This window comes from Rhodococcus sp. (in: high G+C Gram-positive bacteria) (assembly GCF_049286785.1).
Taxonomy (GTDB): domain Bacteria; phylum Actinomycetota; class Actinomycetes; order Mycobacteriales; family Mycobacteriaceae; genus Rhodococcus_F.
The window spans coordinates 1-6,030 of record NZ_JBAQEO010000180.1; the positions used below are offsets into that span (position 1 = coordinate 1).

The 6,030-nt window shown below is 65.3% G+C and carries 5 protein-coding genes; 2 read left to right on the forward strand and 3 right to left on the reverse strand.

The genetic code is table 11. The features are described 5' to 3' along the window. Nucleotides 1–126: 126 nt before the first annotated feature. The 3 genes from WAW17_RS07370 to WAW17_RS07380 are packed head-to-tail and all read right to left on the reverse strand — an operon-like array spanning nt 127 to nt 2,920. A complete protein-coding gene (locus WAW17_RS07370) occupies nt 127–378 on the reverse strand; it encodes a hypothetical protein (RefSeq protein ID WP_422332342.1) in 252 nt (83 codons plus the stop codon). 22 nt (nt 379–400) lie between these two features. Further along, complete coding sequence (locus WAW17_RS07375) at nt 401–1,795, reverse strand: fatty acid desaturase family protein (RefSeq protein ID WP_422332343.1); 1,395 nt, start codon at nt 1,793–1,795, stop codon at nt 401–403. Nucleotides 1,796–1,822: 27 nt separating this feature from the next. Continuing rightward, nucleotides 1,823–2,920: a ferredoxin reductase gene (locus WAW17_RS07380; protein ID WP_422332344.1), complete on the reverse strand. Its 1,098-nt coding sequence runs from the start codon at nt 2,918–2,920 to the stop codon at nt 1,823–1,825. A gap of 215 nt (nt 2,921–3,135) precedes the next feature. Between WAW17_RS07380 and ligD the strand changes: the two genes are divergently transcribed. Together ligD and WAW17_RS07390 are read left to right on the forward strand one after the other, a co-directional pair. After that, the gene (gene ligD, locus WAW17_RS07385) at nt 3,136–4,107 is read left to right on the forward strand and encodes a non-homologous end-joining DNA ligase (protein WP_422332345.1); all 972 of its coding nucleotides are present in this window, start codon (nt 3,136–3,138) and stop codon (nt 4,105–4,107) included. Nucleotides 4,108–4,260: 153 nt separating this feature from the next. After that, nucleotides 4,261–5,952, forward strand: coding sequence for a long-chain-fatty-acid--CoA ligase (locus WAW17_RS07390; protein ID WP_422332346.1), 1,692 nt, complete (start codon nt 4,261–4,263; stop codon nt 5,950–5,952). Nucleotides 5,953–6,030: the final 78 nt, after the last annotated feature.

Consider the following 6,030-nt stretch of genomic DNA (forward strand, 5'->3'; position numbering starts at 1 on the left):
ACACCCTGGTCAGCAACCCTACCGACACTAGATCCGACAGCCGACGATCCGACTCCGGCTTCACCCATCCACTACGCGGCACGCCGACACGATACCGCACAACCCTCTAACTGAACGGTATTGGGGCTAGACCTGGGCTAGACCCAGCACGTCCGGCATCCGTGACGGTGTCCCGATACCTCCGGAGAAGCGGGCAACCACCGGCAGCGGTGTCCCGCGCGGCAGCGGCCACCACGAGGACTCGAATTCGATTTTCCCGGCCACGACCAGGCCGCGTGGATGAAACACTCGCGCACCCCGCATCGCGGCGGCAGCCCGGAACGGCGCCGTCACGAAAACGGTGCGGGCCGTTCGCAGGGCCGGTTCTGCCACATTCACGGTCGTAGTCTCCCGCGCGCCCCTACCGCTCTCGGGGCGGCGGCGACACCTCCACACCACCCGAGCCGTGTTCCGGCCCGGCAACAGGACTGTCCGCGGGAACGCGCTGCCGGAACTGCGCGGCCTCGCTCGGGCCGGGTTGCGTCCCCGAGGTGTCGTTCTCGCGGCGATACGGTCCCGGCTTGGGTCGCTGCTTGCCGCCGGGAAACGCCAACCGGAAGATGGTCCGGTGAACCTGCCCCCACTGCCGCGAGAAGGGCCCGGTGTTGTAGGGCAGGCTGTACCGCTCGCAGATTTCCTTCACCTTGGGCGCGACCTCCGAGTACCGGGTGCTCGGCATGTCGGGGTACAGGTGATGCTCCACCTGGTAACCGAGGTTTCCGCTGATGATGTGGAAGAGCGGACTGCCGTCGATGTTCGCCGCGCCCACCAGCTGACGCACATACCAGCCGCCCCGCGTCTCGTCCTTCACTTCTTCTTTGCTGAAAGTGTAAGTCTGGTCCGGGAAGTGGCCGCAGAAGATGATGGCGTGCGACCACACGTTGCGGATGATGTTGGCGGTGAAGTTCGCGACCAGCGTCGAGAGGAACGTGCGCTCCACGCCGGGAACTGTCCGATCGAGCAGGTCGGCGACGGCGGCGGCGCGTCCACCCCGGCCCGTCCTGCGCAGTCGTCGTCCGAGACGGGAGCCCGTCGGTTGCGGGAGCCGTCCCCTCGTCACCAGTTGGGCGAGACCGAATGCACCGGCACTGACGACCGGCCACCCGATGTAGTCCTTCACGATCTGGGCGCGGGCCTTGCCGCTGATGCCCTTGAGGTCTTCCCATACTTCCGACAGGGGTTTCTCGCCGGCGCGAACGGCTTCGAGGTCCATGTCGTGCAGCGCGACTCCCCATTCGAAGAACGCCGTGAGCAGCACGTTGTAGAACGGCTGCGCCAGATACACCGGGTGCCAACGTTGGTTCGGGTCGATCCGCATGATCTCGTAACCGAGATCCTTGTCCTTGCCCCGGATGTTCGTGAACGTGTGGTGGATGTAATTGTGAGAGTGCTTCCACGCCTTGGCAGTCGACGCGGTGTCCCAGTCCCAGGTGGAGGAATGGATGTACGGGTCGTTCATCCAGTCCCACTGACCGTGCATCACGTTGTGCCCGATCTCCATGTTCTCGAGGATCTTCGCCATCCCGAGGCACGCGGTTCCGGCCAGCCAGGCAGGCTTCGACGCCGAACCCAGCAGCAGCACCCGCCCGGCGACCGCCAACTGCCGCTGGACGGCGATCACGTTCTTGATGTAGCGCCGGTCACGTTCGCCGAGGTCGGCGTACACCTCGTCGTGAATGGCGTCGAATTCCTTCGCCAATGCTTCGATGGTGTCGTCACTCAGATGCGACAGTGGTTTGTCGACGTCGATACTCACTGGGGCTCTCCTTCTCGCTGTCGGATCTCACAGTTCGATTTCGATGTCGCCTTCTGCGGTATTGACACAGGTCCGGACCACTTGACCGCCGGCATCTGCGACCTCGCCCGTCCGTAGATCCCGCAACTTGCCCGATTTCAGGGTGGCGACACAGGTGTGGCAGATGCCGATGCGGCATCCGTATGGCAATTCGAGCCCGGCTTCCTCACCGGCCACCAGGATCGGGGTCCCCCCGTCGCACTCGGTTTCCACCTCGCTCTCCACGAAGCGGATGATGCCGCCCTCGCCCTCCGCGCCGTCTCCGCCGATGATCGGCTGGAACCGTTCGAGATGCAGTCGCCGGGGGTCGCCGTGATCGTTCCAGTGCTCGACCAGTTCGTCGAGCATCTCGCCGGGTCCGGAGAGAAAAGCTTCCCGTTCCCGCCAGTCCGGGCACAGCGTGTCCAGGTCGGTCGGGGCTATGCGCCCCTCCGTACCGGTGATTCGCACGATCAGGTTCATTCCCTCGTGTTGCGCGTCGAGTTCGCGCAGCGTGTCGTGGAACATCACCTGCGCGGCGGTGCGCGCCGAGTGGATGACCGTCACGTCACCGAGGGCGTCGCGGTGGTGGAGATCGCGCAGCATGCTCATGATCGGAGTGATTCCGCTGCCCGCGCTGATGAACAGCACCTTGTCCGGCAGCGGGTCCGGAAGGGTGAACACCCCCTCCACCTCACCGAGCCGCACAACCTGCCCGGGCGCGATCTTCTGCACCAGATGCGGCGAGACGACTCCCGACCGCACCAGCTTCGGCGTCACGCTGATCAGCCCGTCCTCGGGATCCGGATCGGAGGTCAGGGAATATGCGCGCCAGTGGTAGACGCCGTCGATGATGACACCCAGGCGAACGTACTGTCCGGCCTTGTGCCCGGGCCACCGGAACTGGGGGCGAATCAGGACGGTCGCTGCGTCTTCACCGGCGGGATCGATTCTCTCGACCCGTCCGCGCAGTTCCCGCGTGGTCCACAGCGGGTTGATCAGTTCCAGATAGTCGTCTGGCCGCAGTGGGCTGAACAGATGCCGCACCGCCCGCAACATCATTCTGCGTGCCGGCGAAACCCTGGGGCGTGCGCCGCGCTCGGGCATGAGAACCCTACCGGCTGTCGGCGCTCGGGCACGACTCGGCGCAACCGGGGTCCGAATGGCAACTCACGTCAAACATCGGCTACTCCTCTGAGACGAGCTTCGGGAAGGGCGGATTCTGTGGATGCGCCTACCCGGAACCATCCGAGCCGAAACAGGACGCGCAAATCCGGTCCGGACCGCTGCAGCACACGGCTACCGCGCGTTAAGTTGGCCCCATGGCGACCGGCAGAAGCACGTCCCCCGCTGTGGAACTCGAGGTCGGTGACCGCACGGTGCGGATTTCGAATCCGGATCGAGTCTATTTTCCGGCGACCGGAGCAACCAAGCTCGATCTCGCGAACTACTACCTCGGCGTCGGCGACGGGATCGTCCGCGCCCTCCGCGAACGCCCCTGCATGATGCACCGCTTTCCCGAGGGACTCAGCGGCGAGAAGGTCCACCAGAAGCGCCTGCCGAACGGTGCGCCCGACTGGGTACAGACCGTGCGGGTGAACTTCCCGCGATACGGGCGCCACGCGGACGAACTGTGCGTGACGCACCTGGCCGACGTCATCTGGGCGGTGCAGATGTCCACGGTCGAGTTCCACCCGTGGAACTCACGCCGCGCCGACGTCGAACGGCCCGACGAATGGCGAATCGATCTCGACCCCATGCCCGAGTGCGGATTCGACACGGCGCAGCGGGTTGCGGGGATCGTGCACGAGGTTCTCGACGAACTCGGTGCAACGGGCTGGCCCAAGACCTCCGGCGGAAAAGGCATACATATCTACGTCCGCATCGAACCCGCCTGGGGCTTCGGCGACGTACGCCGCGCAGCACTGGCATTTGCACGGGAAATCGAACGGCGGGCCCCCGACTATGTCACCACCACGTGGTGGCGCAAGGACCGCGACCCGCGCAAGCTCTTCGTCGACTACAACCAGAATGCGCGCGACCACACCCTTGCCAGCGCCTACTCGGTCCGGGGAGTCCCCGAGGCGACGGTCTCCACCCCGATCACCTGGGACGAGATCGACGACGTGAACCCGCGTGACTTCACCATTGCCACCGTTCCCGTTCGCTTTGCGAAGCTCGGCGACCTGCACGCCGGAATCGACGATGCCGCCTTCTCTCTCGCTCCCCTCCTCGAATGGGCCGAACGGGACGAAGCCGAGGGTGCCGAAGATCCGGGCGAGGCGGAGAACTGAGGGGTCGTCGACGCACCGATCATGCTGGCACACAACGAATCAGCATTCACCACCCCACCGCAGCCCCCCGACTTGCTAGGGTTGAGGCACACGGTTCTCCAGAAGACCGAACGAACACCGGACAGCCCGTCCGGCCGTGAGAGGGTGACGAGCTTGAGTACCGCAGAACGGGTATGGCTCGATCGTTACGCCGAAGGCGTGCCGGCGGATATCGAATTGCCCCGAGATTCGCTGGTCGACATGTTCGAAACGTCGGTCGCCCGATTCGGACCCATACCCGCACTCGAATTCTTCGGGGCCGAACTCACGTATTCCGAACTCGGCGATCGAGTCTTACTGGCCGCCGAGGGGTTACGGCGTCTCGGGGTCGCCCGCGGAGATCGAGTGGCCCTGGTCCTGCCCAACTGCCCCGAGCATGTGGTGGCGTTCTATGCCGTCCTGCGCATCGGCGGTGTCGTCGTCGAGCACAATCCGCTCTATACCGCCAAGGAGATGAGCCACCAATTCGCGGACCACGGCGCGAAGGTGGCCGTGGCCTGGGACAAGGTGTGCCCGATGCTTCAGGAAATATCCGGCACCACCGCCCTCGAGCACGTCATCGCCGTGAACATCACGCAGTCGATGCCGTTGTCCAAACGGGTGGCCCTCGCATTGCCGGTCCCGAAGGCGCGCACGCTGAGGAAGGCGCTCACCGCGCCGGCGCCGGAAGCCATACCGTGGAAGCGACTGCTCGCCGACCGACCACTCGACCCCGACTATCCGCGGCCCGCGGTCGGCGACCTGGCGGCGATCCAGTACACGAGCGGCACCACGGGAACGCCCAAAGGTGCCATGCTCACGCACCTCAATCTCGCCGCCAACGCCGCACAGGGACGCGCGTGGGTTCCCGGGCTTGTCGACGGCAAGGAGGTGGTCTACGCGGTCCTGCCCATGTTCCACGCGTACGGGCTCACACTGTGCCTGACGTTTTCGATGAGCATCGGCGCCCGCCTGGTGCTGTTCCCGAAGTTCGACGTCGACCTGGTGCTGGCTGCTGCGAAGAAGCACCCGCCCACGTTCATGCCCGCGGTGCCGCCGATCTACGAGCGGCTCGCCCGCGCTGCGAGGGAACGAGGCGTGGATCTGACGTCGGCGCGCTTCTCCATTTCCGGCGCGATGCCGTTGCCGACCGAGACGCTCGACCTGTGGGAAGCGGTGACCGGTGGCCTCCTGGTCGAGGGGTACGGGCTCACCGAAACCTCGCCGGTTGCGATCGGCAATCCCATCGGACTCTCGCGTCGCCCGGGTGCCGTGGGAGTTCCCTTCCCCAGCACCGACATTCGGGTCATTGACCCCGACAACCCCACGGAGGACGTGAAGATCGGTGAGCGCGGGGAACTGCTGATCCGAGGACCTCAGGTGTTCTCCGGCTATTGGAACAAACCGGAGCAGACCGCCGAGTCGTTACTCGAGGGCGGCTGGTTCCGGACCGGCGACATCGTGGAGGTCGATCCCGACGGCTTCGTCACCGTCGTGGACCGAATCAAGGAACTGATCATCACCGGCGGATTCAATGTCATGCCATCCGAAGTCGAGGCGGCCCTGCGACATGTCCCCGGAGTGGCCGATGCGGCCGTGGTGGGCCTGCCGACCGCGGGCGGCAGCGAGGAAGTGGTCGCGGCGGTGCTGCTGGACGAGGGTGTGTCGAAGGACGAATTCGACGTCGATGCAGCGCGCGAGCACTGCCGCAAAAATCTGACGGCATACAAGGTGCCGCGGCGGATCGTGGTGGTCGAGGATCTGCCCCGGTCCCAGATCGGGAAAGTTCTCCGCCGACTGGTGCGCGATTCACTGCTCAGCAATTGACCAGGGTCACCCCACTCGCCGCCCCCACCCGTCGCGCCCAATGTCACAGTGGTTCAGTCGAACTGAACCACTGTGACA